Source organism: Enterobacter cloacae complex sp. P6RS, assembly GCF_014982245.1.
GTDB classification, from domain to species: Bacteria; Pseudomonadota; Gammaproteobacteria; order Enterobacterales; family Enterobacteriaceae; genus Enterobacter; species Enterobacter bugandensis.
Genome location: NZ_JADCLB010000016.1, coordinates 78,155 through 104,189 on the forward strand (window position 1 = coordinate 78,155; position 26,035 = coordinate 104,189).

Genomic DNA, 26,035 nt, shown 5'->3' on the forward strand with positions numbered 1-26,035 from the left:
AGTGTTAGTTTGTATGAGATCCGCTGCCCGACCATGGAGCGTCGGGGACGTAGAGACCAAAATACAAATCTATCCATGCAAGCATTTACCGCCAGATAATGGCGGTTTTTTTTTGCGCTTTTGCCGCTAGCGGGCAGTATCAGAACGTGAAAATTGTTTGCGATACTGAGCCGGGGAAAGCGCAAACTGCTGACGAAAATGATGACGCAGCGTCGACGCCTGACCAAACCCGGTCTGTTCCGCGATGCTGTCGATGCTTAAACGGCTGCTCTCCAGATAATCTTTTGCTCTCAGCAGGCGTTCATTAAGCAGCCAGCGTGCGGGCGTCGTGCCCGTTGCCGCCTCGAAGCGACGAAGAAAGGTGCGCTGGCTCATGCCGACCCGACGCGCCAGCGAGTCGACGCTGTGCGGCTCGACAAGGTGCGTGTGCAGAAAATCAAACAGCTGGCCCAGGCGCTGGCTTTCCCGCAGCTGCGCCACTGGGCGGCTCAACTGCTGCGGCTGTGAACCATCCCGGTGAGGGGGGATCACCAGCCGACGCGCCACGCTGTTGGCGGTTTCCATGCCATAGTCCCGCCGGACGATGTGCAGACAGAGATCGATTCCCGCCGCGCTGCCCGCGGAGGTCAGGATATCGCCCTCGTCTTGGTAGAGCACATCCTCAACCACCTCGATGTCAGGGTAGCGGACCTTAAGCGCGTCAATGTAGCGCCAGTGCGTCGTGGCTTTACGTCCGTTCAGCAGCCCCGTAGCGGCCAGCACGAACACGCCCGAGCAGATGGACAGCAGCTGACATCCGCGCGCGCTGGCCTGGCGCAGCGCCTCGCAGAGCGCCGGAGGAACCGGTGAGTCCAGCCCCCGCCAGCCGGGAACCACGATCAGGTCCGCCGACGCAAGCAGGCTCAAGTCCCCATCGGTAACGATGCGGATCCCGCCGGTCGCCCGCAATTCTCCGCTATCTACGCTCGCCACCGCAAAACGATACCAGTCGTCGCCCAGCTCAGGACGCGGCAGGCCAAAAATCTCAACCGCCACGCCAAACTCAAAGGTACATAGCCCGTCATACGCCAGCACCACCACCTGCGGACGGGTAACCTGTCTTAAGTTTGTCATCTTTTTGCTGTTTTCTGGCATAAGCGAGCGCATTCACGGGCTGAATTTGTGGATAGAGTAGTGTTAACACAAACGCCAAAGATGAGGAAGGATCATGAGCTATGTTACTGAATTTCCGGCTGCCGAGCCGCAGGAAGCCGTTACCCATTTTCTGCGTCGCCTGAGCGTCGAAACCGACTGCGCCGACGTGCATCACGCCATCGCCAATAATGAGCAGGACTTCGTGCTGCTGCACGTGGTGGGGAGCCCGGAGCAGTTTGCCCGCCGCCATGTGCCGGGCGCACTGCATATGCCCTGGAGCCAGATGACCGCTGAGCGCATGGCTCAATGGCCGGAAAGGACGCTGTTTGTCGTCTACTGTGCGGGGCCACACTGTAACGGCGCGGACAGGGCGGCGCTGAAGCTGGCGCGTCTCGGGCTGCCGGTCAAAATCATGCTCGGCGGTATCACCGGCTGGGAAGATGAACGCTACGCCTTTGCCAGCCAGGCGCACGCTGACGCGCTGTTAAGATGAATTTTTTTCAACACCCGTGAAATTTTCTCGTTTGCCGGAAACGGTCAGGTATGACATCTTTTTTGGACATTTAGACATCCAGAAGTCTAAAGATTCAAATGATGAATTATCACTGCGGGCAATTAATACCGGCAGACTGAGGAGATTTCCATGCAACGACAGCACGCCCCATACCGCGCCGACGTAGTCGGCAGCTTTTTACGCCCGGATGCCATCAAGCAGGCTCGCCTGAAGTTCGCCAGCGGCGAGATTGATGCCGGACAGCTTCGCGCGGTGGAGGACGAGGCTATTCGCCACGTCGTCGAGCAGCAGTGCGCGTGCGGCCTGCATGTGGTGACCGACGGTGAATTTCGCCGTGCCTGGTGGCACTTCGATTTCTTCGACGGTCTTCAGGGCGTTGAGCGTTACGATTCACAGCAGGGGATTCAGTTCAACGGAGTACAAACCAAAGCCCACGGCGTGCGCGTGACCGGCAAGCTGGGCTTTGGCGATCACCCGATGCTGGAAGACTTCCGCTATCTGAAAAGCATCAGCGGCAATGCCCAGCCGAAGATGACCATTCCCAGCCCAAGCGTGCTCCATTTCCGCGGCGGGCGCAAAGACATCGACGCGACGGTGTATCCGGATCTGAACGACTATTTCGACGATCTGGCGACCACCTGGCGCGACGCGATACGCGCATTCTACGACGCGGGCTGCCGCTATCTGCAGCTGGACGACACCGTCTGGGCCTACCTCTGCTCGGACGACCAGCGCCGTCAGATCCGCGAGCGCGGCGACGATGCCGATGAGCTGGCGCAAATCTATGCCCGCGTACTGAACAAGGCCCTGGAAGGCAAGCCAGAGGACCTGACCATCGGGCTGCACGTCTGCCGCGGTAACTTCCGTTCAACCTGGATTTCCGAAGGCGGCTACGAGCCGGTGGCGGAAGTGCTGTTCGGGACGGTCAACGTTGACGCATTCTTCCTGGAATACGATAACGACCGCAGCGGGGATTTCGCGCCGCTGCGCTTCGTTCGCCCTGGCAAGCAGCAGGTGGTGCTGGGCCTGATCACCACGAAAAACGGTGAGCTGGAGAACCCGGAAGGCGTGAAGGCCCGTCTGGAAGAGGCGGCGAAATACGTGTCGAAAGATCAAATCTGCCTCAGCCCGCAGTGCGGTTTTGCCTCCACCGAAGAGGGCAACAGCCTGAGCGAGTCCCAGCAGTGGGATAAGGTCCGTCTGGTGACGCAGATCGCCAGCGAAGTCTGGTAAAAGCGCTTCCTCAGCGCTGCATTATAAAAGTGCAGCGCTGTGCCATTCTGAGTCGTTCTCTTTACATCCTGCCGTCTGTCTCCTGCAATAGCGCTTCCTCCATTCTGGCATCCTTTTTGCTCCTGCTTCGCTGACACCTTTATTTCCGCGTCCATGCCGTAACGGACGTTTTCGCACAGCGTTCTTTTTCAGGAGTGAAAATATGCAGCGTCGTACCTTATTAAAAGCCTTTGCGTTATCCGCGTCCGTCGTGGCGATGGGAATGAGTTTTGGCGTGCAGGCGGCCGACACCATCAAAGTGGGGATCATGCACTCTCTGTCCGGCACGATGGCCATCTCCGAAACCCCGCTGAAGGACGTCGCCCTGATGACCATCGACGAGATCAACGCCAAAGGCGGCGTGCTGGGTAAGAAACTGGAGCCTGTGGTGGTGGATCCAGCCTCAAACTGGCCGCTGTTTGCCGAGAAGGCTCGCCAGCTGCTGAGCCAGGATAAAGTGGCGGTGGTGTTCGGCTGCTGGACGTCGGTTTCGCGCAAATCCGTGCTGCCGGTGTTTGAGGAGCTGAACGGCCTGCTGTTCTATCCGGTGCAGTATGAAGGCGAAGAGATGTCGCCAAACGTCTTCTATACCGGCGCGGCGCCGAACCAGCAGGCCATCCCGGCGGTGGAATATCTGATGAGCGAGGACGGCGGCGGGGCGAAGCGCTTCTTCCTGCTGGGTACCGACTACGTTTACCCGCGCACCACCAACAAGATCCTGCGCGCGTTCCTGCATTCAAAAGGGGTTGAGGATAAGGACATCGAAGAGGTTTACACCCCGTTTGGTCACAGCGACTACCAGACCATCGTCGCCAGCATCAAGAAATTCTCCGCCGGCGGCAAAACCGCCGTGGTGTCGACCATTAACGGCGACTCCAACGTGCCGTTCTACAAAGAGCTGGCTAACCAGGGGCTGAAGGCCACCGACGTGCCGGTGGTGGCGTTCTCCGTCGGCGAAGAAGAGCTGCGCGGAATCGACACCAAACCGCTGGTGGGTAACCTAGCGGCGTGGAACTACTTTGAGTCCGTGGATAATCCAACCAACCAGGCGTTCGTCGCGGATTACAAAGCCTATGCGAAGGCGCACAAGCTGCCGAATGCCGATACCGTGGTGACCAACGACCCGATGGAAGCGACTTACGTGGGGATCCATATGTGGGCGCAGGCGGTGGAAAAAGCGGGCACCACCGACGTGGATAAGGTGCGCGCGGCGATGGCCGGTCAGTCATTTAAGGCGCCGTCTGGCTTTAAGCTCACCATGGATGCTACCAACCATCATCTGCATAAGCCGGTCATGATCGGTGAAATTGAAGGCAACGGGCAGTTCAACGTGGTCTGGCAGACGGAACAGCCGGTGCGCGCCCAGCCGTGGAGTCCGTTCATCGCCGGGAATGACAAAAAGCCCGACCAGCCGATGAAAACCGCCAGCAACTAGGCCATTGCCACAGGGAGAAACGTCATGAACGCCATGCGCATGTTCAGCGCTCTTGTATGGCTTTCCGGACTGCTGCCAGGGATGGCGCAGGCATCGGATGCCGATCGTTTTGTTGCCGCCAGCCGCGGCCAGCAGGCGGAGCTCCTCACGCAGTGGGCCGCCGCGCCGGATGCCGCCAGGCTTCCGCTGCTTCAGTCCCTGCAAAAGGAAAACCTGTATACCGACAGCCAAAAGCACGCCTTTGCGAAGCGTAATGGCGAAATGGTTTCGCTCGATGAGGCCCGCGCGGCAGTAGGGCAAACCAAAGCCGTACGCCTGACAAACCGGCTGCGCGTGCTGGCTGCAACGGCCATTGCCACGCATCAGCTTGTTAGTGACAGTGTCACCGAAAGACGGGCTGCAGCCCGTCAGCTCCAGCGTGATGCTCAGCCCGACATGCTCGCTTTTCTTGAAAAGCGCGCCGGGGATGAAGCGGACGCCGTGGCGCGTCAGGCGCTGCTGCTGGCGGTGGCAAACCTCCAGCTGGCGAGCCCGCAGCCGGAGGTGCGCCGCAGGGCCGTCGAACTGCTGGGCCAGTCAGACGATCCGGACGTACAGTCCAGACTCACTCCATTTACCCAGGCGCAGACCGAGCCGGATGCCGGCGTGCGCGCGGCCGCAGAAGAGAGCCTTAGCCAGATTACGCATCGCCTGATGTGGGGCGATCTGCTGGGCCAGGCGTTTATGGGGCTTTCTCTGGGGTCGGTGCTGCTGCTGGCCGCGCTGGGGCTCGCGATCACCTACGGTCTGCTGGGCGTCATTAACATGGCGCACGGCGAGATGCTGATGCTGGGGGCGTATGCCACGTGGATGGTGCAGCAGGCTATGGCCGGGCTTGCCCCTCAGTGGCTGGCGCTCTATCCCGTTATCGCCTTGCCGGTAGCGTTCTGCCTGACGGCGGGCATTGGAATGGTGCTGGAGCGCACCGTGATCCGTCACCTGTACGGTCGTCCGCTGGAAACGCTGCTGGCGACCTGGGGGATCAGCCTGATGCTCATCCAGCTGGTACGCATGACCTTTGGTGCCCAGAACCTCGAGGTGGCAAACCCGGCATGGCTTTCCGGCGGGGTGCAGGTTTTTGCCAACCTGACCCTGCCGTGGAACCGCATTGTGGTGCTGGGCTTCGTGCTGCTGGTGCTGTTCTTCACCTGGCTGATTCTGAATAAAACCCGTCTTGGTCTGAACGTGCGCGCGGTGACGCAAAACCGCAGCATGGCCGCCTGCTGCGGGGTACCGACCGGGCGCGTCGATATGCTGGCGTTTGGGCTGGGCTCAGGGATCGCCGGGTTAGGCGGCGTGGCGTTATCCCAGCTTGGTAACGTCGGGCCGGAGCTTGGTCAGGGGTACATCATCGACTCGTTCCTCGTAGTCGTTCTCGGTGGCGTAGGCCAGCTGGCAGGCAGCGTGGCCGCCGCGTTCGGGCTGGGCATATTCAATAAAATCCTTGAGCCGCAGATGGGTGCGGTGCTGGGCAAGATCGTGATTCTGGTGGCGATCGTCCTGTTTATCCAGAAGCGCCCTCAGGGGCTGTTTGCGCTGAAAGGGAGGGTGATTGACTGATGAGCCAGCCGCTGACCTTAACGCTGGCGCGTAAAGCGCCGCGCACGACACAGATTGCGGGCAGCCTGCTGGTGGCGTGTCTGCTGATTTTACCGTTTTTCGCCTTGCTGCCCGCCACGCATCCGCTGGCGCTGTCGACCTGGATGCTGACGCTCATCGGCAAGATCCTCTGCTATTCCATCGTTGCGGTGGCGCTGGATCTGGTGTGGGGCTACGCCGGCATGCTCTCTCTTGGACACGGCATCTTTTTCGCCCTGGGCGGCTATGCGATGGGCATGTACCTGATGCGCCAGGCGTCAGGCGACGGCCTGCCCGCGTTTATGTCGTTTCTCTCCTGGAGCGAGCTGCCGTGGTTCTGGTGGGGCACCCAGCACTTTGCCTGGGCGCTGGTGCTGATCGTGATGGTGCCGGGTTTGCTGGCGCTGGTGTTTGGCTGGTTTGCCTTCCGCTCGAAGATCAAAGGGGTTTACTTCTCGATTATGACCCAGGCGCTGACCTACGCGGGCATGCTGCTGTTCTTTCGCAACGAAACCGGCTTTGGCGGCAATAACGGTTTTACCGGCTTCACCACGCTGCTCGGGTTTTCGGTGACGGAAACGGCAACCCGCATCGCGCTGTTCCTGGCGACGGTGCTGTTGCTGCTTCTGGCGTTGGGCACCGGATTTGCGCTGGCGAAGAGCAAGTTTGGCCGCATCCTTACCGCCGTGCGCGACGCGGAAAACCGCCTGACGTTCTGCGGGTACGATCCGCGCGGGTTCAAGCTGCTGGTTTGGACGCTCTCTGCCGTGCTGTGCGGCCTGGCGGGGGCGCTGTACGTTCCGCAGGTGGGCATTATTAACCCCGGTGAAATGTCGCCGACCAACTCGATAGAAGCCGCCATCTGGGTGGCGCTGGGCGGGCGCGGCACCCTGGTGGGGCCGGTGATTGGCGCGGCGCTGGTGAACGGGGCGAAAAGCTTCTTTACCGTTGCCATGCCGGAGTACTGGCAGCTGTTTCTGGGGCTGATTTTTATCGCCGTCACGCTGTTCCTGCCGCGCGGCGTCTACGGTCTGTTGCGTAAGGGAGAGAAATAATGCAGCCAACGGAAGAGTTATTTACCCGCCAGTTGCCCGGCGATCGCTACCGGGACCAGACTGACCCGGTGCTTCAGCTTGAGGCCATTAACGTCAGTTTCGACGGCTTCCAGGCGCTGACCGATCTCTCCCTGAATATCGGCGTGGGCGAGTTGCGCTGCGTGATTGGCCCCAACGGGGCGGGTAAAACCACGCTGATGGACGTGATCACCGGCAAAACCCGACCCAAAAGCGGGAGAGCGATTTACGACCAGTCCATCGACCTGACCGGGCTGGAGCCTGCGGCCATTGCCCGTCAGGGGATTGGCCGAAAATTCCAGAAACCCACGGTCTTTGAAGCGCTGACGGTGTGGGAGAACCTTGAGATCGCCATGAAAACCGATAAATCCGTCTGGGCGAGCCTGCGGGCAAAACTCAACGGCGAGCAGCGGGACCGCATTGACGAGATGCTGGTTCTTCTGCGCCTTGGCAGCGAGCGGGGCCGTCGCGCCGGGCTGCTTTCGCACGGGCAGAAACAGTTCCTGGAGATCGGCATGCTGCTGGTGCAGGACCCGCACCTGCTGCTGCTGGATGAACCCGCCGCCGGGATGACCGATGCGGAAACGGAATACACCGCCGAGCTGTTCAAAACCCTGGCGGGCAAGCATTCCCTGATGGTGGTGGAGCACGACATGGGCTTTGTTGAAACGATTGCCGACCACGTCACGGTGCTGCATCAGGGGCGCGTGCTGGCGGAAGGCTCGCTTCGCGAGGTGCAGGCCAACGAGCAGGTGATTGAGGTCTATCTGGGCCGCTAAGGAGCGATGATGTTACAGGTTAACGAACTGAATCAGTACTACGGCGGCAGCCATATCCTGCGCGGCGTGAGCTTCGAAGCCGCTCCCGGTGAAGTCACCTGTCTGCTGGGACGCAACGGCGTCGGGAAAACCACGCTGCTGAAGTGCCTGATGGGGCTGATCCCGGCGAAAACCGGGGAGGTCATCTGGCAGGGTAAAACGATCACCCACAGCAGGCCGCACCAGCGGGTGCAGTCCGGCGTGGCGTATGTCCCGCAGGGTCGCGAGATTTTCCCGCGCCTGACCGTGGAAGAGAACCTTTTGCTTGGGCTGTCGCGTTTTTCCGCCCGCGAGGCAAAGCAGGTTCCTGACGAGATCTGGCAGCTGTTTCCGGTTCTCAAAGAGATGAAGCACCGCCGCGGGGGCGATCTCTCCGGCGGACAGCAGCAGCAACTGGCGATTGGGCGCGCGCTGGCGAGCCGTCCGCAGCTGCTGATTCTGGACGAACCGACGGAAGGCATACAGCCTTCCGTCATCAAAGAGATTGGCCAGGTGATCCGCACCCTGGCAAACAGAGGCGATATGGCAATCCTGCTCGTCGAGCAGTTTTACGACTTTGCCGCCGAGCTGTCCGACAGCTATCTCCTGATGTCCCGCGGCACTATCATTCAGCGCGGAAGGGGCGAAAATATGGAGCAGGAGGGCGTTCGCGGGCTGGTTGCGATCTGAAATGTTATAATATAACATCTTCATTCTTATAAAACGGAATGAGGGCGTTACTTTGGCTGCACATATTGGAAAATTTGCCATGACTCTGGGGGCGCTGCTGGTCAGCGGCCAGCTGTTTGCTCACTCGCACGGCCATCAGATGACCGAAGCGGAACAGAAAGCGGCGAACGGCGTGTTTGAGGATAAAGACGTGAAGGACAGAACGCTGTCTGACTGGGACGGCACCTGGCAGTCGGTGTATCCGTTCCTGCTTGACGGTTCGCTGGATCCGGTCTTCAAACAGAAAGCGCAGAAGGATAAAAGCAAAACCTTTGACGAGGTGAAAGCGTATTACCGCAAGGGATATGCCACGGACGTGGATGCCATCGGCATTGAAAATAACGTAATGGAATTCCACAGAGGCAAGGCGGTCAGCAGCTGTCAGTATGACTACAGTGGCTACAAAATTCTGACCTACGCATCGGGCAAAAAAGGCGTTCGCTATCTGTTTGAGTGTAAGGATGCCGACAGCAAGGCGCCGAAGTTCGTGCAGTTCAGCGACCACATCATCGGGCCGAAAGCCTCATCGCACTTCCATATTTTTATGGGCAATACCTCCCACGAGGCGCTGCTGAAAGAGATGGACAACTGGCCGACCTATTATCCAAACGAGATGTACAAAGAGCAGGTGGTGGAGGAGATGCTGCACCACTGATGCGTTATTGCCGGGGGGCGGCTTCGCCTTACCCGGCCATATTTTACGCCGCTTTGGGGGATTCGTTCCACGCCTTCACGCTCATTCCCCGCAAAATCATCAGCCAGGCAACGACGATGGCAACCATCATGATTGCAAACAGCGACCAGTGCGGCAGGTTGGTCAGGATGATGCCGGTGATCATCGGGTTTGCCGCCGCGCCGAGCCAGCCCAGCGCCTGCGCGGAAAAATAGCTCGCCTTCATCCCCGGCGGGGCGATGTTGTCGATCAGCATGTATTCACCCGGTGCGTAGATAATCTCACCCAGCGTAAAGATGGCGGCGGCGATGCCCCAGTAAATCAGGTTCTCCCCGGAGAGCATAAAGCCTCCGAGCCCCAGGATAAAAAACAGCGTTGCGGCGGTCATTAAAGGCCGAATATTGCTGGCGGAGATCTTCCGCCCCAGCGCGTACTGCAGCGTTACCACCACGGCGGCGTTAACGGGCAGCACCACGGCGACCACCTTCTGGGCAAAATCGCTGTCGGCATTGGCGGCCAGTACGTATTGCGAAATGCAGCTGGCGAACGATCCACCCACGTAAGACGCGAGCAGGCCGGAGAGGGTGAACCAGAACAGGGCGCGATCTTTCAGCAGCACCGACGGCTGCCAGGGCATCTTCTCCTCGGCGGTATCCAGCGCGACGCTTTTTTGCACGAAGAAATGTATAAACCCGAGCGGCAGCGCGGCGCAGAAGGCCGCCAGCCAGAACGGCAGCTGCAGGCTGTACATCACCAGCAGGGTGCCAATCGGCGGCCCTATCGTCCAGCCAATGTTCAGGAAGCTGTAGTTGAGCGAGAAGACGCGCGCTTTCTGGCTGGAGGTCAGCACGTCCGAGAACCAGGCTTTCAGCACCGTCGAAAAGACGGAATAGGCGCAGTTAATCAGGGAAAAGAACAGCACTACCAGGGTGACGTTATCCACCAGCGGGATCGCGACAAAACCGGCGATAAAAGCCACGATCGCGATCAGCATATAGCGTTTTTTATCAAACTTATCGGCCAGAATGCCAAATCCCAGGCTGAACACCACGCCAACGGTCAGCGCAATCGTCAGGGCATAACCAATATTCTCGACGCTCATATTAAACACGCGCGTGAGATAAATGGTCATGAACGGCAGCGTTGCCCCCCGACCGATGGTTAATAACAATGACGATGCCAGCAGCGCTGCGGTTGAGCGCCTGAGAGATGGTTTCATATTCCTTCCCGACGGTTGCTTATGCTTTTTTTAGACGAGTGTTAACAGGATTACCATGACATAAGGGGCTTGTATAGCACCCGATTTATCCCTAAGTGCTTCAGCTGCCTGCCAGAAATAATGATCTTCTCGCGGCACACTTTTTTCTGTTACCTTGAAGTGTTAACAAATTATTAATAATTCAGGGGCAGGGTATGACGCGTAAAGACGGACTGCTGGCGTTGCTGGTGGTCGTGGTATGGGGGCTCAATTTTGTGGTCATCAAGCTGGGATTGCACAACATGCCCCCGCTGATGCTGGCAGGTTTGCGTTTTATGCTGGTGGCATTCCCGGCGCTCTTTTTCGTCGCCCGTCCGAAAATCCCGTTAAAACTGCTACTGGGCTACGGTCTGACCATCAGTTTTGGCCAGTTCGCGTTTCTCTTCTGCGCCATCAAGTTCGGCATGCCGGCCGGCCTGGCCTCGCTGGTGTTACAGGCGCAGGCGTTCTTTACCATTATTCTCGGCGCATTTGTGTTTGGCGAACGCCTGCAGGGCAAGCAGCTGGCGGGGATAACGCTGGCGGTATTTGGCGTGCTGGTGCTGATTGAAGCCAGCCTGAACGGTCAGGATGTGGCGCTGCTCGGGTTTATGCTCACGCTGGCGGCGGGGCTGAGCTGGGCGTGCGGCAATATTTTCAATAAGCTGATTATGCAGCACGAGGCGAGGCCTCAGGTGATGTCCCTGGTGGTCTGGAGCGCATTGATTCCGATAATCCCGTTTCTGGTGGCGTCGTTTATTCTGGATGGCCCGGAGGTGATGCTGAACAGCCTGGTCGAGATCGATCTGACCACGATCCTTTCTCTTATCTATCTGGCGTTTGTCGCCACCATCGTGGGCTACGGGATCTGGGGTTCGCTGCTGGGACGCTATGAGACCTGGCGCGTCGCGCCGCTGTCTTTGCTGGTTCCGGTAGTGGGGCTTGCCAGTGCGGCGATACTGCTGGATGAAACGCTGAGCGCGCTGCAGCTGCTCGGTGCCGTGCTGATCATGGCCGGGCTGTACATCAACGTGTTTGGCCTGCGGGTTCGCCGGGCGGCGCGGGTAAGGGGATAGGGCATAAAAAAGCCCCGCGGCTGCGGGGCAAAAACGAATCAGAGGCCGTGCTGATTATAATAAGGCACGCCTAATTCGTCGGATTTGTCGCTACCAGCACCCATGTGGTTGAAATCATAAGGCGACTGGTCATGTGCTGACGGCAAAATCATCGTGTCATGATTATTTTGCTGCGTTGCACCTGGGGTTTGCTCCGCGAAGGTCTGGCTGGAAAACAGCACCAGCAAGGCGAGGGCGGCGGAGGCGGTAACTTTCATTTTTTCCTCGGTTACGTCTTTTACAGGCGATGATTAACTACAGTGTTTTAACGGATACAGGTAACGGGATTCACCCGGCACGCTGGTGATTCGGTACTTATGAGGCGGCACGTCAAAATAGTTCTTGAACGTACGCGTGAGGGTTTGCTGTGATTCAAATCCGTAACGCTCCGCCAGATAAAGGATCGGTTCATTGCTTTCTTTCAGTTTCTGGGCAATTTCCGTCAGCTTGCGGCTGCGAATATATTGACCTAATGAATGACCGGTCTCTTTTTTGAACATCCGTTGCAGGTGCCATTTGGAGTAACCTGAACGCTCAGACACTTTTTCAAGGGAGAGCGGCGATTCCAGGTTATCTTCGATCCAGTCCAAAATGCTATGAATAGTGATAGCGTCAGTATTGCGTCTGGACATCGTCATACCTCTTTTTCTGTTTACGGCAGTATTTTCTTCAGCAAAAGCTCAAGGGTAGCCACTTCATCTGCCGTTAAGTTTTTTGTTAGTTCCTGATGCAGTGTTTGTCCTACTAATTGATGACATTGCTCGCACATAGCCGCACCATCGCTGGTGAGCCTGACCAGTACGCCGCGTTTGTCATTCGGGTTAGGGCTTCGTTCTACCCATCCTTTGCAGACGAGACGATCGAGCATGCGGGTTAACGCACCCAGATCGACAGAGAGCACCTTTTTCAGCTCAACCGGCGTGATACACACTTCGCAGCGAATGGAACACAGCACTTTGAACTGTGTTGCGGTGATATCCAGCGGTGACAGGTAGTCATTGAGCAGGCGATCTTTTTTCTGGTTAACCATATGAATAAGACGACCCAGCGGAACAACGTCGTTAAAGATATCACTGGTGCTTTTCACAATGGTTGCCCTGGCAAGTAGTTTAATCACGGCAGATATTATTGCTCAGGCAAGTATAAGTCAACTGAATGAATCAGCCGATGCCACGAATTGCTAAAACGTTTCATGAACGATTTTTGCAACCTTTCAAATCAGGAAGATAACAAACGGGTATCGTTCCCAAAGGAAAACTATCGTTACGTTGCGCCGATGGCTGAACGTCACACTTTCACCCTATAATTGCGATGTTAAATGTGGATAAGGACAACGACGCACTATGTTGGATTTGATTAAAGCAATTGGTCTCGGGCTGGTGGTACTGCTGCCGTTAGCTAACCCGTTAACGACGGTGGCGCTGTTCCTGGGGCTGGCAGGGAATATGAACAGCGCCGAGCGCAACCATCAGTCGATGATGGCTTCGGTGTATGTGTTTGCCATTATGATGGTGGCCTACTACGCCGGACAGCTGGTGATGAACACCTTCGGGATTTCAATTCCCGGGCTGCGTATAGCGGGCGGACTGATTGTGGCCTTTATCGGCTTCCGCATGCTGTTCCCGGCGCAAAAAGCGCACGAGTCTCCGGAGGCAACCAGCAAATCTGAAGAGCTGGAGTCCGAACCGAGCGCGAATATTGCTTTCGTACCGCTGGCCATGCCGAGTACGGCCGGGCCGGGTACCATCGCGATGATCATCAGTTCTGCATCGACGGTGCGCGACAGCTCTACCTTCCCGGACTGGGTACTGACCGTTGCGCCGCCGCTAATTTTTGCGCTTATTGGGATTATCGTGTGGGCGTCTCTGCGCAGTTCCGGTGCGATCATGCGCTGGGTGGGCAAGGGCGGTATCGAGGCGATTTCCCGTCTGATGGGCTTCTTACTGGTCTGTATGGGCGTGCAGTTTATTATTAACGGCGTGCTGGAGATTATTAAGACCTACCACTGATGTCATTGCCGGGTGGCGGCTACGCCTTGCCCGGCACAAGCGCACCTCACCCGTGTTGCCCCTGTTCCTCCAGCGCCACCGGCCACTTGCGGAAGATGAGTACCGACCAGACGAGCGCGACGAGCGCCGGAATCGCCCCCAGATAGCCAATCGCCGACATCGATACGTGCAGGCTAATCTGATTGCCCACCAGCGCCCCCGCGCCAATCCCCAGATTGAATATCCCCGAGAACAGCGACATCGCCACGTCCGTGGCATCCGGCGCCAGGGCCAGGACTTTCACCTGCATGCCGAGACCAATAATCATGATCGCCACGCCCCAGAACAGGCTCAGGATCGCCAGCTGGCTTTCGCTGCCTGACGCAGGGAGCAGCAGCACCAGGCACGCCAGCAGCAGGCCGATGGCGCTGCTCACCAGCAAGGAGGCATGCTGGTTACCCAGTTTACCAAACAGCACGCTGCCAATAATGCCCGCGCCGCCGAGAATGAGCAGTAAGAGGGTGGCAAAGTTTGCGCTAAAGCCCGCGACCACCTGCACAAACGGTTCAATGTAGCTGTACGCCGTGTAATGCGCGGTGACCACGATAACGGTAAGCAGGTAGATACTCAGCAGCGCCGGGCGACGCATCAGCAGCGGCAGGCTTTTCAGCGAGCCGGAGTGTTCGCTTGGCAGCGCGGGCAGCAGCTTAATCAGACACACCAGCGTCACCAGCGCGCCCATGCCGATGGCAAAGAAGGTGGTACGCCAGCCGAAGTACTGTCCCACGATGCGGCCAATGGGCAGCCCCAGCACCATCGCCAGCGCGGTACCGGTGGCAATCAGGCTCAAGGCCTGGGCGCGTTTACCCGCCGGCGCGAGTCGAATAGCCAGCGACGCGGTGATCGACCAGAACACCGCGTGGGCAAAGGCAATGCCGATGCGGCTAATGACCAGCACCGTAAAATTCCACGCCATAAACGACAGGACATGGCTGGCAATGAACAGGGCAAACAGGCCGATCAACAGCCTGCGCCGCTCCATCTGGCTGGTCAGCAACATAAACGGCAAAGACATCAGCGCCACCACCCAGGCGTAGATAGTTAACATAATCCCCACCTGCGCCGTTTCCATCTGGAAGCTTTCTGCTATGTCAGACAACAGCCCAACCGGAACAAATTCTGTGGTGTTAAAAATAAATGCGGCAATGGCCAGCGTGACCACGCGTAGCCACGCGACCCTGCGGGAAACTGTGTTCGTTGTCATAGGGATGTCGGAGATTCGTTGCTGGAAAGATGAGAAGGCGATCTTAAAACGCCATACGGCGAAAACTCAACCATTATGTGACGCAGATCTCAATATTTACCTTATGAAAGCGGTAGCCGGGGGCGTTGTTTTCATTGAATATAAAAGTACGACACAGCAAAAACAGGCGGTAAGACAATGCAGGAGATTGATTTTTATCTGGTAGATGCATTCAGCAATATCTCGTTCGGCGGCAATCCGGCAGCGGTTTGCCCGCTGAACAAATGGCTGCCGGATGAAACGTTACTGAAAATGGCGCAGCAGCATAATCAGTCGGAAACCGCATTTTTCGTCTGCACTAAGGGCGGCATTGAGCTACGCTGGTTTACCACGCTCACTGAAGTCAATCTCTGCGGTCACGCCACCCTGGCCGCCGCGTACGTTCTGTTTAATGAACTCGATTACCCCGACTCGCGGATCCACTTTGATACCGCCTCTGGCCGACTGACGGTCAGCCGGGAGGGAGAGTGGATGACGCTGGACTTCCCGGCGTGTCCGACCCGAGAAGAGACGCCGCCGCCGGAGATGCTCGCGGCGCTCGGTATCCGCCATTACGTTGAAGCCCGTAAAGGCCGCGCCTGGGTGATTGTGCTGGAAAATCCCCGGCAGGTTGAAGCACTTGCGCCGCGCTTTTCGGCGATGACGCCGGGCGAGCATAAAGTGAGCGTGACGGCACCGGGTGAAGGGGAATATGACTTTGTCAGCCGCTTCTTCTCACCGGGCGTTGCCGTTCCGGAAGATCCGGTGACCGGATCCGCGCACACGATGCTGATCCCCTACTGGAGCGAAAAGCTGGGGAAAACTGCAATGTTTGCCCGTCAGGTTTCGGCGCGCGGCGGGGATGTGCGCTGCGAGCTGAAAGGGGAGCGCGTATTGATGAGCGGTCAGGCGTCGTGCTACCTGAAAGGCACTGTGTATCTGCGCTAAAACTGATAACAAAAGAGGAAGAGACAATGCGGGAAATTGATTTTTATCTGGTGGATGCCTTCAGCGACAAAACCTTTGGCGGCAACGCGGCAGCGGTATGTCCTCTGGAAGAGTGGCTGCCGGACGAGACGCTTCTCAAAATGGCACAGCAGCATAACCAGTCGGAGACCGCGTTTTTTGTGCGAACCGACGGCGGATTTGAACTGCGCTGGTTCACCACGCTGCATGAAATTAACCTCTGCGGCCATGCGACCCTCGCGGCATCACACGTCATTTTTGAGTATCTGGACTATCCGCATACGGAAATCCACTTTACCACGCGCTTCGTAGGGGAGCTGACGGTCAAACGCAGCGGCGACTGGCTGACGCTGAATTTCCCCGCATGGTCCACGGAGGTCGTCGATAACCCACCGCCTGCACTGTTTAGCGCGCTGGGCATCCCGGCGGCAAAAGAGGTGCGCGTCGGGCGAGACTACCTCGTGGTGCTGGAGAGCCAGCAGCAGGTGGAGGCATTAATGCCGGATATTGGCGCGATGGTTCCGCTGGGCAAAATGGTCTGCGTAACCGCGCCGGGCGAAGGGGAATATGACTTCGTCAGCCGCTTTTTCTGCCCGGGCGAAGGGGTGCCGGAAGATCCGGTTACCGGGTCCACGCACAGCATGCTGATCCCTTACTGGAGTGAAAGGCTGGGTAAGACGTCGCTCAACGCCCGCCAGGTGTCGTACCGCGGCGGGGATCTTCGCTGCGAGCTGAAGGGCGACCGCGTACTCATTGCCGGCCAGGCCACCCTGTACCTGAAAGGGCGGATCTTTTTACGCTAGCGGCTGCGCGATAAGTTAATACTATGAAGCAGCCTGGCAGGCCTGCGCTATGTTGACATTGAGTATCACAAATAAAGCAAGGAGCCTGCCATGTATTCCATTACCTCTGAATCTGCACGTCACCCGGACATTCTTAGGCTGATTGCGGCCCTCGACCGTTATCAGAGCGAACTCTATCCCGCCGAAAGCAACCATCTGCTCGATCTTTCAGAACTGCCCGCGACATCCCTTATCCTGATGATCGTCCGCGACCCGCAGCTTCAGGCCGTTGGCTGTGGAGCTATCGTGCTTAACGGCGACGGAACGGGGGAGATGAAGCGGGTTTATATCGAGCCGGCCCATCGCGGGCAACATCTGGCTGAGAAGCTGCTGGCCGCGCTGGAAGATGAGGCCCTGAGCCGTCACTGCCATACCGTACGGCTGGAAACGGGCATCAAACAGCATGCCGCGATTCGTCTTTATGAACGAAGCGGCTACGATCGGCGTCCGGCGTTTGCCCCGTATGTGGACGATCCGCTCAGCCTGTTTATGGAGAAGGCGCTGGTTGAAGACGTTCGTTTAGCAGCGCTATAAACGCTTCCAGCTGGCGGGTCATCGCTCCGCGTCGCCACACCAACCAGGTAGTGAGCCAGCGCCAGTTTTCCGCCAGCGGCCAGGCTTCAACCTGATGATGGCCCGGCATACTTTCCAGCATTGAGCGCGGCATCAGCGCGATGCCCGCACCCGCGATGACGCAGGCGAGCATGCCGTGATAGGACTCCATCTCATGAATGCGTCCCGGCGCGGCTCTGTCTGCATGAAACCAGCTCTCCAGGTGTCGGCGATACGAGCAGTTTGCGCGAAAGGCATAAACATCGCTGCCGCTCACCTGCGCAGCGCGCGTTACCTCTGTCTGCCCGGCAGGGGTGACCAGCATCATCTCTTCCCGGTAGACCGGCATCCCCTCCAGCTCCGGGTGCGACAGCGGCCCGTCGACAAAGGCGGCGCTCAGGGTTCCCTCCAGTACGCCATCAATCATCGTCCCGGACGGTCCGGTAGAAAGGGCAAACTGGATGCGCGGATAGCGCTGGTTAAACTGCGCCAGCGTCTCAGGGATGCGCACGGCGGCGGTGCTCTCCAGCGCGCCGAGGGCAAATAGCCCCTGCGGCTCATCGCCCGCTACGACCATGCGCGCTTCATCCACCAGCGCCAGGATCTGCCTGCTGTAGCGCAGGAAGTTATGTCCGGCGGGAGATAAGCGCAAACGCTGGTTCTCACGGATAAACAGCTCCACGCCAAGATCGGCCTCCAGCTGGCGGATGCGGGTCGTCAGATTCGAAGGAACGCGATGCACCTTCTGCGCCGCCTGGGTGATGCTGCCCGTCAGCGCGACGGCGTTGAACATTTCAAGCTGGGTTAAGTCCATAGTATTCTCGTTTCGTGAATAAGGTGGTCAGTATTATTCATTTTTAAGAAATAGCAGAGTGAGCCACACTTAATCAACCGAAATGCGTGGAGAACATCATGAAATATTCATCTGCTACACATGCTCTGTCCGTTAACCCTGCAACGGGCGAAACGCTCGCCTCGTATCCGTGGGCGACGCAGGAAGAGGTTGAACGTGCCATCGCGCTGGCTGATGCGGGCTTTCGTCACTGGCGGTGCGAAAGCGTAGCCCACCGGGCGCAGAAGCTGCGCGATCTCGGCACCGCGCTGCGCGGTCGCGCGGAAGAGATGGCCCGGATGATGTCCCGCGAGATGGGAAAACCCATTCAGCAGGCGCGGGCGGAAGTGGCGAAATCAGCGGGCCTTTGCGACTGGTATGCCGAACATGGCCCGGCGATGCTGAATGCTGAACCCACGCAGGTCGAGAATAACAACGCGGTCATCGAGTATCGTCCGCTGGGGCCAATTCTGGCGGTGATGCCGTGGAACTTCCCGCTTTGGCAGGTGCTGCGCGGCGCGGTGCCGATCCTGCTGGCAGGTAACAGCTATCTGCTCAAACACGCGCCCAACGTGCTCGGCTCGGCGGAACTTATCGCGCAGATTTTTGCGGACGCCGGCTTCCCTGAAGGGGTATTCGGCTGGGTGAACGCCACCAATGACGGCGTAAGCCAGGCGATTAACGATCGTCGCATTGCGGCGGTAACCGTCACCGGCAGCGTGCGCGCCGGGGCAGCCATTGGCGCGCAGGCGGGGGCGGCGCTGAAAAAATGCGTTCTTGAACTTGGGGGTTCTGACCCGTTCATCGTTCTCAACGATGCCGACCTGGATCTTGCCGTGAAGGCGGCGGTAGCAGGGCGCTACCAGAATACCGGGCAGGTGTGCGCGGCGGCCAAACGGTTCATTGTGGAAGAGGGTATTGCAGACACCTTTACCCGACGCTTCGTTGACGCCGTCGCCGCGTTAAAGATGGGCGCGCCGGATGAAGAAGAGAACTACCTTGGCCCGATGGCGCGCTATGATCTGCGCGATGAACTGCATCAGCAGGTGCAGGCGAGCCTGGCAGAAGGGGCAACGCTGCTGCTGGGGGGAGAAAAAATCAGCGGTGAGGGGAATTATTACGCGCCAACCGTGCTGGCGAACGTCACCCCGTCGATGACGGCCTTCCGCCAGGAGCTGTTTGGTCCGGTCGCGGCCATTACCGTTGCGAAAGACGCGGCGCACGCCCTGACGCTTGCCAATGACAGCGACTTTGGCCTGTCTGCCACGGTCTTCACCGCCGACGCAGCGCTTGCGGATAAATTCTCTCGCGAGCTGGAGTGCGGTGGGGTGTTTATCAACGGATACAGCGCCAGCGACGCGCGTGTGGCCTTTGGTGGCGTGAAGAAAAGTGGCTTTGGCCGCGAGCTTTCCCATTTTGGTTTGCACGAGTTCTGTAATGTGCAGACGGTGTGGAAGGATCGCGTGTAATTTATTCGGCCCTCATCACGAGGGCCGTTGTCATTTATCTGCAATGGTTCTGTCATTTTCGTTTCGTAGACTCGCACGCGTCTAACGTCTTGTTACTGAAGAAAATTATGAACCTAACGCAAATTTTTCGCCGTATTGCGCAGCGTCTTATCCCTCGCCAGTTTGGCCTGCTGACGGGTATCTTTTGTATTATTGGCCTTTTCTCCGCGCTGCAGCTCTCCTCATCCTTTCTGCTGAACGCCTCCCTGAAGGAAGCTCAGCGCAATGAACGGCAAAACCTGCTGGCGTATCAGCAGCAGAGCAAGCTGGATCTGGCACGCGTCTCCCTGCTGGCGGCGAGCGATCTGCTCAACCGCTCCGGCGTCTGGTTTATGCAGGATAAAGAAACCGGCTCGGAAGGAAGCTGGCACAGCCTGATGGACGACGCACAAAAGTCGCTGGCGGTTTCTCAGCAGGCATGGAAGGCCTGGCTGGCGCTCAGCCCGCCAAAAGATGAGGCGCTGATTAACAGTTACCAGCTTTTCTACGATGCCATTAAGGAGCAATCGGAAGCGCTTGTCAGAACCAACTCGATTGATGCCTTTTTTGCCGTGCCGGCACAGGCGTTTCAGACCGACTTTAACGCCAACTACGCGCGCTATCAGCAGACCAGCGAGAAGCAGGCCATGCAGGGGCGTCAGGCTTTAATGGCGCAGCTCTCCGGTCTGCAAACGTTGTTCCTGCTGGCACCGGTTCTGCTGCTCGCCATCGCCGCAGCCGTCTGGTTCGGTATGTCCAGGTGGGTGATTACGCCGCTGCGTCGGCTTATTGCGCATATTAACCGGCTGGCCGCTGGAGATCTCTCCGGCACGCCGCCAAACGTGATGCGCTTTAACCGGGAGACGGGGCAGCTCAGCGACAGCATTGCCACCATGCAGCGCGGCCTGCAGCAGTTGGTGACGCAGGTCAGCCACGCCACAGCCACGATGGTGGAGAACATTGGCTCCCTCGCGGAGGGAAACCAGAAGCTGTACCAGCAGTCGGCGCGTCAGGCAAAGGAGCTGGAGGAGGTTACAGCGCATATCGCGGCGCTGGAAACCCACGTGGAAGGGAATACCGGCTATGCCCGCCTCGCCAGCTCGCGCGCGGATGAAGCGCGTCAGGCTGCCGTAGGAGGCGACCAGATGATGTCGACCGTGAATGCCTCCATGCAGGCGATCGTTGAGCGATCGTCCGAGATGCGCGGGATCGTGGCGATGATCGACAGCGTGGCGTTTCAGACTAACATTCTGGCGCTCAACGCCGCCATTGAGGCCGCCCATGCCGGAAACCAGGGGCGCGGGTTTGCCGTCGTCGCCCGGGAAGTCGGGCTCCTGGCGCGAAAGAGCAGCCACTCGACGCAGACCATTCAGGATTTGATCAACCGCTCCGTGCAGGGCATTGAGGACGGCTCCCGCGCCGTGAATCTGATGGAAGAGAACCTGCAGCAGGTCACCGGTCTGGTGGGCAATCTAAGCAGTTTGCTGAATGAAATCTCGACCGCCACGCTCAGTCAGGGAGAAAGTATTCACCAGATGACGCGCCAGCTACAGGCGCTGAATCAGGTCTCGCGCCAGACGGATCTGCTGGTTTCTGACGCCTCGGAGGCCTCTGAACGCCTGCAAAAGCAGTCCGATCTTTTATTGCAGGCCGTTTCGCGTTTTCGTCTTAGCGCCTGACGCAATACATTAGCCTCTGTTATACTCGCAGCCCGTTTTAGCCTGAGGGCAAGGAGCAAAGAGTGGCTGCGGTCATCCATAATGAGATGCTGGACGAGATTCTGGCGCAGGTTCGTCCGTTATTGGGAAAGGGGAAGGTGGCCGACTACATTCCGGCCCTTGCCTCGGTGAGCGGGAATAAGCTGGGCATCGCTATCTGTACCATAGACGGACAGCGATACCAGGCAGGCGATGCCACTGAACGCTTTTCTATTCAGTCTATTTCTAAAGTGCTGAGTCTGGTCGCGGCGATGCGCCAGTATGAGGAAGAAGAGATCTGGCAGCGCGTGGGAAAAGATCCGTCCGGTCAGCCCTTTAACTCACTGCTTCAGCTCGAAATCGAGCAGGGTAAACCGCGTAACCCCTTTATCAACGCCGGGGCGCTGGTGGTCTGCGATATGCTGCAAAGCCGCCTCAGCGCACCGCGTCAGCGAATGCTTGAGATTGTTCGCCAGCTTTCTGGCGTGGACGATATTGCCTATGATTCGGTGGTGGCGCGCTCGGAGTTTGAACACTCCGCCCGCAACGCGGCTATCGCCTGGCTGATGAAATCCTTCGGTAACTTCCACAACGACGTGGCGACCGTGCTGCAAAACTACTTCCATTACTGCGCCCTGAAGATGAACTGCGTTGAGCTGGCTCAGACGTTTCTGTTCCTTGCGCACCAGGGGCACGCGCCGCATCTCGATCAGGAGGTGGTTTCCCCGCTTCAGGCGCGTCAGGTTAACGCCCTGATGGCTACCAGCGGCATGTATCAGAACGCCGGGGAGTTTGCCTGGCGGGTTGGCCTTCCGGCCAAATCGGGCGTAGGCGGCGGGGTGGTGGCAATTGTGCCGCATGAAATGGCGATTGCCGTCTGGAGCCCGGAGCTGGATGAAACGGGAAATTCACTTGCCGGCGTGGCGGTTCTGGAGAAGCTGACCCAGCGCCTGGGACGTTCTGTATACTGATGTCAGACCTGGATCCCCTCTTTTCCCGCCTGGCGCGATCGACGTATCGCTCGCGCTTCCGCTTGGGCAATAAGGAACGACAGTACTGCTGGGACAAAGGCCCCGATACCATTGACCAGCATGCCGCCGATTTTGTCGCTAAACGCCTTGCACCCGCGCAACCCGCAAACGACGGCAAGCAGACGCCCATGCGTGGCCACCCGGTGTTTATCGCCCAGCATGCCACCGCGACCTGCTGTCGGAGCTGTCTGGCAAAATGGCATAACATTCCCCAGGGCGTGCAGTTGAGCGCGCAGCAGCAACATTATATCGTCAGCGTGATCCACCGCTGGCTGGTGATACAGATGAACGCCCAAAAATGATATTTAATGCGTTCTGCGCTTACCGCCTGCAGCTTCGTACCCGGCTGGCGGACGAGCAAATCGTCATAACGCATTGACGTGAAATGGATAGCGGCTTAACAGGACGTCGAACGCTGACAATGTCTCGGTTTAAGCTACGCTTTGAGTAACGCTTTACGTCAGGAGACATTATGAAAGCACCTGCAACACCTGAAAATGAAATTGACAGACTTAACGCGCTGCGCGAATCGGGTCTGCTTGAGATTGACAGTTCCCCGGCGTTTGACCGCTTAACGCGTCTGGCAAAACGCTTTTTCCAGGTACCGCTGGCCATGGTCAACCTTATTGATGAGCATACGCTGATCGTTAAGTCGGCGGATGGGCAGGCACCCGATTCCGTTCCGCGCAACATCTCTTTTTGTGGCCATACCATCCTCACCGAAGCACCGCTGATCGTCGGGGATATGCTTCAGGACGATCGTTTTGCGGACAACCCGCTGGTGGCCGGCGAACCTCGCGTGCGGTTTTACGCAGGCTTTCCGCTGCGTTTACGCAACGGCGCAAGCGTTGGCTCGCTTTGCCTGATTGACTACGCACCGCGGGAGTTCTCAGCGACCGATCTCGCCGTGCTGGGGGATTTGGGCGCGCTGGCTGAAGATGAGTTTGCGGCAATCAGCGCGGCGACCACGGATGAATTGACCGGATTATTCAACCGACGGGGCTTTAACCAGCTCGTGCGGTTCACGCTCTCCATCGCCCGTCGCCGGGCGGAGCCGTTAACGCTCGGCTGGCTGGATCTGGATCGTTTCAAGGAGATTAACGATCGCTACGGGCACGAAGAGGGGGATAAGGCGTTAAAGACCATGGCGCAGCTGATGCGCGCCTCTTTCCGCGAAGCGGATATGCTGGTTCGTTTTGGTGGCGATGAGTTTGCCGTGCTGTTTGCTGATACGGATGAGAAGGGCGCGTGGATTGCCATGCAGTATCTCGCCGAGCAGGTCGAAAACTACAATGCACGCAAGCTACATCCGTGGTCGCTTCTGTTCTCCTGGGGGCTGAGCGAATTCGATCATAACGGCAACGACCTGCAGCAGTGGCTCAAAGATGCCGATGAAAAAATGTATGCCATGAAGCAGCAGCGGCAGCGGGCCAGATGACATAACAAAAGCGTATGACCGTTCCGTTTGCGTTAATGAAATGTTAAATGCAAAGTGAGGGTATTCATCCTAAGGACAAAAAAATGAATACCTCACTGCAAATCAAAAACCTCACCCGCGACGACATTCTCACCTATCTTGATGCGCTGGCCGGGATCCTCGAAAACTGCGTAAACGGCGGCGCATCCGTCAGCTTTATGCTGCCCTTTAACCTGGAGAAGGCCCGTTCATTCTGGCTCGGCATAGCTGACAGCGTAGGGCGCAACGAGCGCGTGGTGCTGGCCAGTATTGATCCGCAGGAGGGCGTCATTGGCACGGTGCAACTGATTACCGACCAGCCGGAAAACCAGCCGCACCGTGCGGACGTGGCAAAGCTGCTGGTTCATGAAAAAGCGCGTCGAAAAGGGGCCGCAATGGCGCTGATGGAAGCGCTGGAAGCTGAGGCCCGGGCCAGAAACATTTCGGTTCTGGTGCTCGATACCTCCACCGGCAGCGGCGCCGAAACCTTCTACCAGCGTGCCGGCTGGCAAAAGGTCGGTGAGATCCCGCGCTATGCCCTGATGCCGGACGGCGCTATGACGGCCACGTCGGTGTTCTATAAATTCTTATAATTTTTTCACAACCACGCCGGGGATTGATCGAAACAGGGTTTCTGGTCGTAAAGTTTTGATAAGTTATCGTACCAATCTTATCAGGCTGTATGACTAATCATAAAAGGAACCCTCTTGTGAACACGCTCAACCGTCGTGATTTTCCCGGTGCGCAGTATCCCGAACGCATTATTCAGTTTGGCGAAGGCAATTTCCTGCGTGCGTTTGTCGACTGGCAAATTGACCTTTTGAATGAACATACCGATCTCAACGCCGGTGTGGTTATCGTTCGTCCTATTCAGAGCGACTTCCCGCCGTCGCTGAACACGCAGGATGGGTTGTACACCACCATCATTCGTGGCCTGAATGAGCAGGGCGAAGAGGTGAGCGAAGCCCGACTTATCCACTCTGTTAACCGTGAAATCAGCGTCTACGACGATTACGACGCCTTTCTGAAACTGGCACACAGTCCGGATATGCGCTTTGTTTTCTCGAACACCACCGAAGCCGGAATCAGCTATCACGCGGGGGATAAGTTCGACGATGCGCCTGCCGTCAGCTACCCGGCGAAGCTAACGCGCCTGCTGTTTGAGCGCTTTAGCCACTTTAACGGCGCGCCTGACAAGGGGTGGGTAATCATTCCGTGTGAACTGATTGACTACAACGGTGACGCATTGCGTGAACTTGTGTTGCGCTATGCCCAGGAGTGGGCGCTGCCTGCCGCATTTATCCAGTGGCTGAACGAGGCAAACCACTTCTGCTCAACGCTGGTTGACCGTATCGTAACCGGTTACCCGCGCGATGAAGTGGACACGCTTGAGGCCGAGCTGGGTTATCACGATGGGTTCCTGGACACGGCTGAACACTTTTATCTGTTTGTCATTCAGGGGCCAGCCTCGCTGGCTGGTGAACTGCGCCTGGATAAGTACCCGTTAAACGTGCTGATTGTCGACGACATCAAGCCCTATAAAGAGCGTAAAGTCGCCATTCTCAACGGTGCGCACACGGCGCTGGTACCGGTGGCCTATCAGGCCGGGCTGGATACGGTTGGCGAGGCGATGAATGATGAAGACGTGTGCGCTTTCGTCGAAAAAGCAATTTATGAGGAAATTATTCCGGTTCTCGATTTGCCCCGCGACGAACTGGAGTCGTTCGCCAGCGCGGTAACAGGGCGTTTTCGAAATCCCTACATCAGACACCAGTTGCTTTCCATCGCGCTCAACGGCATGACCAAGTATCGCACGCGTATTCTTCCGCAGCTGCTGGCAGGGCAGAAGTCCTCAGGTCAACTGCCAGCGCGTCTGACGTTTGCGTTAGCGGCACTGATCGCATTTTATCGCGCGGAGCGTAACGGAGAGAACTATCCGGTGCAGGATGATGCGTTCTGGCTGGAACGTTATCAACAGCTATGGGCGCAGCATCGCGATAATCAGCTCGCTACCCGCGAACTGGTGCACGCCGTGCTGAGCGTAGAAGCGCACTGGGAGCAGGACCTGACGAAGGTGGACGGTCTGGTTGATCAGGTGACGCGGGATCTTGATGCCATTCTGCTGAAGGGCATGCGCGCAGCGGTGAAGCCGCTTTGCTAATTACGTGACCCGGCCTCGGCCGGGTTTAAACAGGCATTATTTTAGTTACAACATACTATTTACCCTGTTTTTAAAATCAAATGCAGCACCGTGCGGTTTTCGTTCTTCAGGTGAGAGAATGCAATGTTCCGTTAACATGCTTGCA

General features: G+C 57.8%; 27 protein-coding genes. 20 read left to right on the forward strand and 7 right to left on the reverse strand.

The genetic code is table 11. From position 1 onward, the window contains the following. Nucleotides 1–126 precede the first annotated feature (126 nt). Entirely contained in the window at nt 127–1,134 is a 1,008-nt protein-coding gene (ftrA, locus tag INF73_RS09930; RefSeq protein ID WP_063154049.1) for a transcriptional regulator FtrA, read from the reverse strand. 73 nt (nt 1,135–1,207) lie between these two features. Here ftrA and INF73_RS09935 point away from each other — a divergent pair, with 73 nt between their 5' ends. The 8 genes from INF73_RS09935 to zinT all read left to right on the forward strand — a co-directional run bounded on the left by INF73_RS09935 (nt 1,208) and on the right by zinT (nt 9,226). Next, nucleotides 1,208–1,627 carry a rhodanese-like domain-containing protein gene (locus INF73_RS09935; RefSeq protein WP_193540205.1) on the forward strand — a complete coding sequence of 140 codons (420 nt, stop codon included), beginning with the start codon at nt 1,208–1,210 and terminating at the stop codon, nt 1,625–1,627. A gap of 150 nt (nt 1,628–1,777) precedes the next feature. Next, a complete protein-coding gene (locus tag INF73_RS09940; RefSeq protein WP_193051945.1) occupies nt 1,778–2,881 on the forward strand; it encodes a cobalamin-independent methionine synthase II family protein in 1,104 nt (367 codons plus the stop codon). Between the two features lie 202 nt (nt 2,882–3,083). Continuing rightward, a complete protein-coding gene (gene urtA, locus INF73_RS09945) occupies nt 3,084–4,355 on the forward strand; it encodes an urea ABC transporter substrate-binding protein (RefSeq protein WP_193540206.1) in 1,272 nt (423 codons plus the stop codon). A 24-nt stretch (nt 4,356–4,379) separates the two neighbouring features. Then, nucleotides 4,380–5,954 (forward strand): urea ABC transporter permease subunit UrtB, encoded by a 1,575-nt coding sequence (urtB, locus tag INF73_RS09950; protein ID WP_028013131.1) that lies wholly within the window; start codon nt 4,380–4,382, stop codon nt 5,952–5,954. Next, nucleotides 5,954–7,027: an urea ABC transporter permease subunit UrtC gene (gene urtC, locus INF73_RS09955; protein ID WP_193540207.1), complete on the forward strand. Its 1,074-nt coding sequence runs from the start codon at nt 5,954–5,956 to the stop codon at nt 7,025–7,027. Before urtB ends, urtC begins: the two co-directional genes overlap by 1 nt. Next, entirely contained in the window at nt 7,027–7,824 is a 798-nt protein-coding gene (urtD, locus tag INF73_RS09960; protein ID WP_193540208.1) for an urea ABC transporter ATP-binding protein UrtD, read from the forward strand. Before urtC ends, urtD begins: the two co-directional genes overlap by 1 nt. A gap of 9 nt (nt 7,825–7,833) precedes the next feature. Continuing rightward, nucleotides 7,834–8,532, forward strand: a complete 699-nt coding sequence (gene urtE, locus INF73_RS09965) for an urea ABC transporter ATP-binding subunit UrtE (RefSeq protein ID WP_193540226.1) — start codon at nt 7,834–7,836, stop codon at nt 8,530–8,532. Between the two features lie 52 nt (nt 8,533–8,584). After that, nucleotides 8,585–9,226 carry a metal-binding protein ZinT gene (zinT, locus tag INF73_RS09970; RefSeq protein ID WP_028013135.1) on the forward strand — a complete coding sequence of 214 codons (642 nt, stop codon included), beginning with the start codon at nt 8,585–8,587 and terminating at the stop codon, nt 9,224–9,226. A 43-nt stretch (nt 9,227–9,269) separates the two neighbouring features. Here zinT and ydeE read toward each other — a convergent pair whose 3' ends face one another. After that, a complete protein-coding gene (gene ydeE, locus INF73_RS09975) occupies nt 9,270–10,463 on the reverse strand; it encodes an efflux MFS transporter YdeE (protein WP_028013136.1) in 1,194 nt (397 codons plus the stop codon). 194 nt (nt 10,464–10,657) lie between these two features. Here ydeE and eamA point away from each other — a divergent pair, with 194 nt between their 5' ends. Further along, nucleotides 10,658–11,557, forward strand: coding sequence for an O-acetylserine/cysteine exporter (gene eamA, locus INF73_RS09980; protein ID WP_028013137.1), 900 nt, complete (start codon nt 10,658–10,660; stop codon nt 11,555–11,557). Nucleotides 11,558–11,595: 38 nt separating this feature from the next. On the opposite strand, the gene marB is transcribed toward eamA, so the two are convergent. The 3 genes from marB to marR are packed head-to-tail and all read right to left on the reverse strand — an operon-like array spanning nt 11,596 to nt 12,683. Then, nucleotides 11,596–11,814, reverse strand: a complete 219-nt coding sequence (gene marB / locus INF73_RS09985; RefSeq protein ID WP_028013138.1) for a multiple antibiotic resistance protein MarB — start codon at nt 11,812–11,814, stop codon at nt 11,596–11,598. Between the two features lie 33 nt (nt 11,815–11,847). After that, the gene (marA, locus tag INF73_RS09990; protein ID WP_008502237.1) at nt 11,848–12,228 is read right to left on the reverse strand and encodes an MDR efflux pump AcrAB transcriptional activator MarA; all 381 of its coding nucleotides are present in this window, start codon (nt 12,226–12,228) and stop codon (nt 11,848–11,850) included. Between the two features lie 20 nt (nt 12,229–12,248). Next, nucleotides 12,249–12,683 carry a multiple antibiotic resistance transcriptional regulator MarR gene (marR, locus tag INF73_RS09995; protein ID WP_028013139.1) on the reverse strand — a complete coding sequence of 145 codons (435 nt, stop codon included), beginning with the start codon at nt 12,681–12,683 and terminating at the stop codon, nt 12,249–12,251. A gap of 256 nt (nt 12,684–12,939) precedes the next feature. Between marR and INF73_RS10000 the strand changes: the two genes are divergently transcribed. Beyond that, complete coding sequence (locus tag INF73_RS10000; protein ID WP_028013140.1) at nt 12,940–13,605, forward strand: MarC family NAAT transporter; 666 nt, start codon at nt 12,940–12,942, stop codon at nt 13,603–13,605. Nucleotides 13,606–13,651: 46 nt separating this feature from the next. On the opposite strand, the gene INF73_RS10005 is transcribed toward INF73_RS10000, so the two are convergent. After that, a complete protein-coding gene (locus INF73_RS10005; RefSeq protein WP_041909997.1) occupies nt 13,652–14,848 on the reverse strand; it encodes a sugar transporter in 1,197 nt (398 codons plus the stop codon). Between the two features lie 177 nt (nt 14,849–15,025). Here INF73_RS10005 and INF73_RS10010 point away from each other — a divergent pair, with 177 nt between their 5' ends. The 3 genes from INF73_RS10010 (at nt 15,026) to INF73_RS10020 (ending at nt 17,208) form a co-directional block, all read left to right on the forward strand. After that, nucleotides 15,026–15,814 (forward strand): PhzF family phenazine biosynthesis protein, encoded by a 789-nt coding sequence (locus INF73_RS10010; protein WP_028013142.1) that lies wholly within the window; start codon nt 15,026–15,028, stop codon nt 15,812–15,814. A gap of 26 nt (nt 15,815–15,840) precedes the next feature. Next, nucleotides 15,841–16,635 carry a PhzF family phenazine biosynthesis protein gene (locus tag INF73_RS10015; protein WP_048999560.1) on the forward strand — a complete coding sequence of 265 codons (795 nt, stop codon included), beginning with the start codon at nt 15,841–15,843 and terminating at the stop codon, nt 16,633–16,635. A gap of 90 nt (nt 16,636–16,725) precedes the next feature. Further along, complete coding sequence (locus INF73_RS10020; protein WP_193540209.1) at nt 16,726–17,208, forward strand: GNAT family N-acetyltransferase; 483 nt, start codon at nt 16,726–16,728, stop codon at nt 17,206–17,208. Here INF73_RS10020 and INF73_RS10025 read toward each other — a convergent pair. Continuing rightward, entirely contained in the window at nt 17,162–18,040 is an 879-nt protein-coding gene (locus INF73_RS10025) for a LysR family transcriptional regulator (RefSeq protein ID WP_028013145.1), read from the reverse strand. The genes INF73_RS10020 and INF73_RS10025 overlap by 47 nt on opposite strands. 98 nt (nt 18,041–18,138) lie before the next feature. Here INF73_RS10025 and sad point away from each other — a divergent pair, with 98 nt between their 5' ends. From sad to INF73_RS10060, 7 genes are all read left to right on the forward strand, one after another. Further along, complete coding sequence (sad, locus tag INF73_RS10030) at nt 18,139–19,527, forward strand: succinate-semialdehyde dehydrogenase (protein WP_193540210.1); 1,389 nt, start codon at nt 18,139–18,141, stop codon at nt 19,525–19,527. Nucleotides 19,528–19,634: 107 nt separating this feature from the next. Further along, the gene (locus INF73_RS10035; protein WP_193540211.1) at nt 19,635–21,224 is read left to right on the forward strand and encodes a methyl-accepting chemotaxis protein; all 1,590 of its coding nucleotides are present in this window, start codon (nt 19,635–19,637) and stop codon (nt 21,222–21,224) included. 62 nt (nt 21,225–21,286) lie between these two features. Next, nucleotides 21,287–22,213, forward strand: a complete 927-nt coding sequence (gene glsB / locus INF73_RS10040; RefSeq protein WP_028013148.1) for a glutaminase B — start codon at nt 21,287–21,289, stop codon at nt 22,211–22,213. Beyond that, entirely contained in the window at nt 22,213–22,575 is a 363-nt protein-coding gene (locus INF73_RS10045) for a DUF4186 domain-containing protein (protein ID WP_193540212.1), read from the forward strand. The genes glsB and INF73_RS10045 overlap by 1 nt, the downstream gene beginning before the upstream one ends. Before the next feature lie 170 nt (nt 22,576–22,745). Next, complete coding sequence (locus INF73_RS10050) at nt 22,746–23,711, forward strand: sensor domain-containing diguanylate cyclase (protein WP_028013150.1); 966 nt, start codon at nt 22,746–22,748, stop codon at nt 23,709–23,711. An 83-nt stretch (nt 23,712–23,794) separates the two neighbouring features. Next, nucleotides 23,795–24,322 (forward strand): GNAT family N-acetyltransferase, encoded by a 528-nt coding sequence (locus tag INF73_RS10055; protein ID WP_059355145.1) that lies wholly within the window; start codon nt 23,795–23,797, stop codon nt 24,320–24,322. 116 nt (nt 24,323–24,438) lie between these two features. Beyond that, on the forward strand, nt 24,439–25,890 hold the full coding sequence (locus INF73_RS10060; RefSeq protein WP_193540213.1) for a tagaturonate reductase: 1,452 nt from the start codon (nt 24,439–24,441) through the stop codon (nt 25,888–25,890). Nucleotides 25,891–26,035 lie beyond the last annotated feature (145 nt).

What these genes read in the sequence shown, in the direction of transcription:
- ftrA (WP_063154049.1), bottom strand. Translation starts at nt 1,134, where the DNA reads ATGCCAGAAAACAGCAAAAAGATGACAAACTTAAGACAGGTTACCCGT.
- INF73_RS09935 (WP_193540205.1), top strand. Translation starts at nt 1,208, where the DNA reads ATGAGCTATGTTACTGAATTTCCGGCTGCCGAGCCGCAGGAAGCCGTT.
- INF73_RS09940 (WP_193051945.1), top strand. Translation starts at nt 1,778, where the DNA reads ATGCAACGACAGCACGCCCCATACCGCGCCGACGTAGTCGGCAGCTTT.
- urtA (WP_193540206.1), top strand. Translation starts at nt 3,084, where the DNA reads ATGCAGCGTCGTACCTTATTAAAAGCCTTTGCGTTATCCGCGTCCGTC.
- urtB (WP_028013131.1), top strand. Translation starts at nt 4,380, where the DNA reads ATGAACGCCATGCGCATGTTCAGCGCTCTTGTATGGCTTTCCGGACTG.
- urtC (WP_193540207.1), top strand. Translation starts at nt 5,954, where the DNA reads ATGAGCCAGCCGCTGACCTTAACGCTGGCGCGTAAAGCGCCGCGCACG.
- urtD (WP_193540208.1), top strand. Translation starts at nt 7,027, where the DNA reads ATGCAGCCAACGGAAGAGTTATTTACCCGCCAGTTGCCCGGCGATCGC.
- urtE (WP_193540226.1), top strand. Translation starts at nt 7,834, where the DNA reads ATGTTACAGGTTAACGAACTGAATCAGTACTACGGCGGCAGCCATATC.
- ydeE (WP_028013136.1), bottom strand. Translation starts at nt 10,463, where the DNA reads ATGAAACCATCTCTCAGGCGCTCAACCGCAGCGCTGCTGGCATCGTCA.
- eamA (WP_028013137.1), top strand. Translation starts at nt 10,658, where the DNA reads ATGACGCGTAAAGACGGACTGCTGGCGTTGCTGGTGGTCGTGGTATGG.
- marB (WP_028013138.1), bottom strand. Translation starts at nt 11,814, where the DNA reads ATGAAAGTTACCGCCTCCGCCGCCCTCGCCTTGCTGGTGCTGTTTTCC.
- marA (WP_008502237.1), bottom strand. Translation starts at nt 12,228, where the DNA reads ATGTCCAGACGCAATACTGACGCTATCACTATTCATAGCATTTTGGAC.
- INF73_RS10000 (WP_028013140.1), top strand. Translation starts at nt 12,940, where the DNA reads ATGTTGGATTTGATTAAAGCAATTGGTCTCGGGCTGGTGGTACTGCTG.
- INF73_RS10005 (WP_041909997.1), bottom strand. Translation starts at nt 14,848, where the DNA reads ATGACAACGAACACAGTTTCCCGCAGGGTCGCGTGGCTACGCGTGGTC.
- INF73_RS10010 (WP_028013142.1), top strand. Translation starts at nt 15,026, where the DNA reads ATGCAGGAGATTGATTTTTATCTGGTAGATGCATTCAGCAATATCTCG.
- INF73_RS10015 (WP_048999560.1), top strand. Translation starts at nt 15,841, where the DNA reads ATGCGGGAAATTGATTTTTATCTGGTGGATGCCTTCAGCGACAAAACC.
- INF73_RS10020 (WP_193540209.1), top strand. Translation starts at nt 16,726, where the DNA reads ATGTATTCCATTACCTCTGAATCTGCACGTCACCCGGACATTCTTAGG.
- INF73_RS10025 (WP_028013145.1), bottom strand. Translation starts at nt 18,040, where the DNA reads ATGGACTTAACCCAGCTTGAAATGTTCAACGCCGTCGCGCTGACGGGC.
- sad (WP_193540210.1), top strand. Translation starts at nt 18,139, where the DNA reads ATGAAATATTCATCTGCTACACATGCTCTGTCCGTTAACCCTGCAACG.
- INF73_RS10035 (WP_193540211.1), top strand. Translation starts at nt 19,635, where the DNA reads ATGAACCTAACGCAAATTTTTCGCCGTATTGCGCAGCGTCTTATCCCT.
- INF73_RS10045 (WP_193540212.1), top strand. Translation starts at nt 22,213, where the DNA reads ATGTCAGACCTGGATCCCCTCTTTTCCCGCCTGGCGCGATCGACGTAT.
- INF73_RS10050 (WP_028013150.1), top strand. Translation starts at nt 22,746, where the DNA reads ATGAAAGCACCTGCAACACCTGAAAATGAAATTGACAGACTTAACGCG.
- INF73_RS10055 (WP_059355145.1), top strand. Translation starts at nt 23,795, where the DNA reads ATGAATACCTCACTGCAAATCAAAAACCTCACCCGCGACGACATTCTC.